This window comes from Alterirhizorhabdus solaris (assembly GCF_007785815.1).
In the GTDB taxonomy this organism is placed as follows: Bacteria; Pseudomonadota; Alphaproteobacteria; order Sphingomonadales; family Sphingomonadaceae; genus Alterirhizorhabdus; species Alterirhizorhabdus solaris.
In genome coordinates this window covers 1-4,504 of the sequence record NZ_VNIM01000167.1, presented here as the reverse complement: position 1 = coordinate 4,504, position 4,504 = coordinate 1, and the positions used below count along the sequence as shown (strand labels likewise).

Annotated in this window: 6 protein-coding genes, 1 tRNA gene and 1 pseudogene; 4 read left to right on the top strand and 4 right to left on the bottom strand. The window is 64.6% G+C overall.

The features are described from left to right. The first annotated feature begins 243 nt into the window (after positions 1–243). From FOY91_RS22150 to FOY91_RS20710, 3 genes are read left to right on the top strand one after another with little or no spacing between them, the layout of a single operon-like run. Positions 244–495, top strand: coding sequence for a M15 family metallopeptidase (locus FOY91_RS22150; protein WP_203234661.1), 252 nt, complete (start codon positions 244–246; stop codon positions 493–495). Then, positions 492–788, top strand: coding sequence for a hypothetical protein (locus tag FOY91_RS20715; RefSeq protein ID WP_145155890.1), 297 nt, complete (start codon positions 492–494; stop codon positions 786–788). The genes FOY91_RS22150 and FOY91_RS20715 overlap by 4 nt, the downstream gene beginning before the upstream one ends. Next, a complete protein-coding gene (locus tag FOY91_RS20710) occupies positions 785–1,216 on the top strand; it encodes a hypothetical protein (protein ID WP_203234660.1) in 432 nt (143 codons plus the stop codon). The genes FOY91_RS20715 and FOY91_RS20710 overlap by 4 nt, the downstream gene beginning before the upstream one ends. Positions 1,217–1,679: 463 nt before the next feature. On the opposite strand, the gene FOY91_RS20700 is transcribed toward FOY91_RS20710, so the two are convergent. Together FOY91_RS20700 and FOY91_RS21880 are read right to left on the bottom strand one after the other, a co-directional pair. Beyond that, positions 1,680–1,949: a hypothetical protein gene (locus FOY91_RS20700; RefSeq protein ID WP_145155888.1), complete on the bottom strand. Its 270-nt coding sequence runs from the start codon at positions 1,947–1,949 to the stop codon at positions 1,680–1,682. Between the two features lie 10 nt (positions 1,950–1,959). Further along, positions 1,960–2,121, bottom strand: a complete 162-nt coding sequence (locus FOY91_RS21880; RefSeq protein ID WP_162527300.1) for a hypothetical protein — start codon at positions 2,119–2,121, stop codon at positions 1,960–1,962. Positions 2,122–2,379: 258 nt separating this feature from the next. Here FOY91_RS21880 and FOY91_RS20695 point away from each other — a divergent pair. Then, positions 2,380–2,742 (top strand): annotated as a pseudogene (locus tag FOY91_RS20695) (DNA adenine methylase); the annotation flags it as partial. 388 nt (positions 2,743–3,130) lie between these two features. Here FOY91_RS20695 and FOY91_RS20690 read toward each other — a convergent pair. Together FOY91_RS20690 and FOY91_RS20685 are read right to left on the bottom strand one after the other, a co-directional pair. Next, a complete protein-coding gene (locus FOY91_RS20690; protein ID WP_145155884.1) occupies positions 3,131–4,306 on the bottom strand; it encodes a DUF6538 domain-containing protein in 1,176 nt (391 codons plus the stop codon). Between the two features lie 85 nt (positions 4,307–4,391). Further along, positions 4,392–4,467 (bottom strand) — tRNA-Glu (locus FOY91_RS20685). Between the last annotated feature and the right edge of the window lie 37 nt (positions 4,468–4,504).

The following is a 4,504-nucleotide window of genomic DNA, read 5'->3' as shown; positions in this document are numbered from 1 at the left end:
GCGGCTTCAACCGCAACCACTGCTCGTCGGTCAACCAGAACCCGTCCACCACCCAAACCTCCGCATCAGCGAAGACCGTGAATCACAACGCGGCCGATTTGTGAATCCTGTTTATGGGTCTCAGCCCCAGAGGGCGTCCGCTCCGACAAGTAATCCTACGTCAACTTCGGCAAGGGGCGGACGCCCGCGCAATGCACCGCCGCCGGCTGCCCGGCGAAGTTCGCCCAACCCGGGCTGGCGAAGGTGACGTGGCTGAAGAACCCGCTGAACACCGTGCATCGCAAGCAGAAGGACGGGTTCGGCCACGCGGTCGACCTTGCTCCGTACCCGATCGACTGGAACGACCTCTCGCGCTTCGATCGAATGGCAGCGCTGATGATGCGGGCGGCCGCCGCCGAGGGTGTGCGGATCACCTGGGGTGCCGACTGGGACGGTGACGGCAAGCCACGCGAGAAGGGGGAGAGCGACAGCCCGCACTTCCAGCTTGCCCGATGAGCCGCGTCATCCAGTTCGCCGGGATCGTCGCCCACATGCTGCTGGCGGGGGCGACCCTGCTCCTGATCGCCCACACGTGCGACGCCGCGATGGCGAAGGCGACGCCCGACGGCAAAGTGCCGATGGCCGACGCGGGTCTGTTCACGGCGCTGCTGCTGTCGTTCCGCGAGGTGATCGGCCGGATCGGCTCGATCTTCGACCACCAGGATCGCGCAGACCTGACGCAGGCGCTGTCCAACTCGACGCCGACGCAGCGGCCGAACCCGCCGGCAGCGCCGGGTGAGGGCGCGTGAGCCTCTACCTCATGCTCGGCGCGGCGCTGGCGCTGGCTGGCGCCTATGTCGGCGGCCGGATCGACGGGCAGAAGATCGAGCAGGGTGCCGAGTTGCGCGCCGATCGCGAGGCCGAGGCGGTCCGCGTGCGCCTGCAAGGCCAGATCGACGCCTCCGCCACCGCCGGCCAGACGGCCGAGTTCAAACGCCAGTCCGATGTCAGGAGCTTCACCCGTGAGAAAGAGACGATCGTCGAGCGCCCGGTCTATCGCAACGTGTGCGTGGATGCTGATGGCGTCGGCCTGCTCGACCGCGCCGCCGCCGTCGCGAACGGCCTTGGTTTCACCCCACCTGCTCGCCCCGCCGCCGATGCTGCCGCAGGTGGCGCGGACGGCGAAGGGGGCGATGGACGGGCGGCAGTGCCTGTCGAGCGCGCTGGACCTCTATGACGTGGCGGGCGGGATCCGCGGAGCGATGATTGAATTGCAGCGCGAGGTGGCGTTAATGCGCGAGCGCCCTAGCCAACGCTAGATCGTCGTCAGGATCGCGACGAGCGACTCTGGCTTCCAAGTGCTACTTCCCGGTGTCGCCTCCACCGTTCCCTCAGAAAATTTTTACTGCAAGCGAGAGTGCCGCCGCCCAAATCAACAGCGACGGGGGGACAGCGTACAAGAGGCCCTTTAAGGCCTGACCGTCATTCAACTGTGCGGCGATGTGGGACCGATTCTTCACGTCTTTGCCTCTCCTCGCTCACTAACGGAGCGTGGAAGTAAAATGGCCCAGATCGGGAATTAACCATAATGCTTTGTTTGCACGCTGCACCTGCGAGAAGGCTTCGCGGGCATCGACCGTGACGATCAATTTGGTGGGTTGGTAAGAACGGTAGCGTTGGCTGGTGGTAGGTTGAAGGGCTTACCTCTTCCGTCTTAGTCGGTCCTCCTGGATCAGCACCCACGCCACGATTGAGCAATCGCGGGTCAGCTTCTCTCGCTGCGCGCGCTTCAAACGATGGCGGCCGGTATAGTCCGCGAGAGCGCTGACGCTGTCGCCACTCAGCATGGCATAGAGGCACAGCGAGGCGACGGCATAGTCATGCCCGTCCGCCAGTTCATCAGTGATAAGCCGGCTGCTCGGATCGACGAATGCCGCTGCGGCGGCCAGCAGGATGCCGGGCATGCTCATTCGACCCACATCAGCGGAGCGCCGCCTTCACCTCGTTGTACGGTTCGACCGCCAGTTCGCTTCGGCCGTCGACGAACGTGATGAGGGTGCCGTCGTCGGCGGCTTGGTATCGTAAGCCTGGGTGTGGATGGACGGTGATCGGGTTGCCGTCCGGCAGGTAAAATTCGGGCATGGCACGCTCCATCGATTCGTGCCGCCCATCGTGGGGCCCGGTTAGCTCGACGTCCACTCCAGCGGGGAGCAGCGCTTAACCGCACGTCGCTGAGAGCCTTGCTTCCTACGGAACACGTCCGCTGGCTGAAACCAGCGGGGGTTGCCATGCGTCAGCACGGCGAACCAACGGGGGGTGCACCCGTCACGAGCGGCTGGCTATGCCGCTATCGCCCCGCACCCGCCGAAGCGGGCGGGGCCTCAATGGACATGAAAGATTATGGAGACCCTAACGACCGTTGCGGCCGTGAACCCGGCTGCGCCCTATCTCGGCGGCAAGCGCAATCTTGCCCGTCGCCTCGTCGATCGCATCGGCGCGATCCCGCACACAACCTATGTCGAGCCGATCGTCGGCATGGGCGGGGTGTTCCTGCGCCGCACGGCGCGGCCGCGCGCCGAGGTCATCAACGACCTGTCGGGCGACGTCGCCACGCTCTTCCGCGCGCTGCAGGAGCATTATGCCTACTTCATCGACATGCTGCGCTGGCGGCTCACCAGCCGGGCCGAGTTCGACCGGCTGCGCGCGTTCCCCTCGGACCGATTGACCGACCTCCAGCGCGCAGCGCGCTTCCTCTATGATCAATGGAGCGGCGTGGGGCGGCGCGATCGGGTTGTTCATTGCCTTCGGGCTGACAGTTTTCTCGCCTGTGATCTGGGTTGCCGTATTCGAGTTTGATCGGGCGGTCTTTCCCTTCAGTCCACCGGGCCTGTTCTCGATACCCGCCGGATTCTTTACGATCTGGCTGAGGCTGGATCAATCGCCGCGCCGCGATCGACAAGGCCGGCTATCCCGAACAGCGGCTACGATCCGAGACGGGGATAGGCGTTCAGGAGGCCGCAGCCCACTGAACCTGATCAGCGTTGCTCTATCTTCAGTGTGGCGGTGAGGTCAGGATCTTCGTTCGTCACCCAATCGAAGGATTCCGCACGGCGGGGTGCGATGCGCCAACCGAAGCGAGCCGTCGTGTCTGTCAGTGCATCTTCTTCCAGGCGCGATACAGTGCCACAATTTCAGCCTTCGCCAGGCTCGGATTGCCCGCTACGTTCGCCGGGATCCACTGCTCCTGAAACGCGCAGCTCAGCAGCGCCTGAATGGCGCCGAGATATTTCTTTGTCGTCGCGGGATCGACGCGCGCCACGCCGGTGCGTGCTGCGTAGATCGCATGCAGATCCCTGAAGCTCATCGCCCGGAGCGCGCGTGGCATGCTCTTCGGCATCACCGAAAGAGCATCACGGAAATCGAAGCAGTCGGTGCTGCCGATCTCGATCACCGGCACATCGCCGATGTAGCTCTTGAAATCGCGAACCGCCTTCTCGGCCGCCGCCACGCTCTTCGGTTTAGGCTTCTGCAGCGTGATCCAGGCGGCCAGAAGCTCGTCGAGCTTCATCTTCGGCCGCAGACGGGTTCGGCGGGCACGACGCGGCTCCGGCTGGGCCATGGCCGCCTGTCCGCGCACCGCATCACTTGCCAGCGCCTGTGCTATCGCGTCGGCCAGCGGCTCGTCGATCCCCGGCATCTCACCGGCAGGCAGGTCGAGGTGCCGCTTTACGTCCTCGATCGTCTGCCGCAACAGCGGTCGCCAGCGCCGTCGCGGCACGCGGCGTTGGAACGCCAGCCAGCGTTCGCCCCAGCTGCGCTGATCCTGTTCGTGCTTCTCCTGCAGTATGGTCAATGTGTCAGGCGCGAGTTCGCCATCGTCCTCGCCACCACCGATTCGAATGAGGTATTCCCGCCACTCGTCCGGGGACATGTCCTGTGCGGTTGGCCGCCGCTCACCCTGTAGCTCCGAGACGAGATCGTCGAGATCGCGCAGGAGAAAGGCTGCCTGCACGCCGCCGCTGGCCAGCCCGGTATCGGAGCGATGCCGGAGCAGGCGTGTGACGAGTCCCTCGGCTTCGTCCGGCGAAAGGCTGCTCTGACCCGCATTCGCCAGCGCCTCGCGGAACGCCTTGCATTTGATCTCGAACTCGCCATTGGCGATGGCGAACCGAGAGCGCGCCTCGCTGAGGTCACGCGTCTCCAGCGACACCTTGTAGAATTCGCCGATGCCGAAGGCCGGGATCAGGGGCTTCGGTATGCGGCGTCGCAAATGAAGGATGCTGTAGGGGCCCATACGGGCCATTCCGGTCGGCAGCTTTTCGGTCACACTCGATCCTTTGTGTACTTGCGAGGTGTACTCGTGAGGACACTAAGGATAGGAAAACCGCCATTTCCGCTGTTTCCAGCGCAGGTGGTGACCCCAACGGGAATCGAACCCGTGTTTTCGCCGTGAAAGGGCGACGTCCTAGACCGCTAGACGATGGGGCCGGCAGGCGGTGCTGTGGGGAGGGCGATTAGGGGGAAG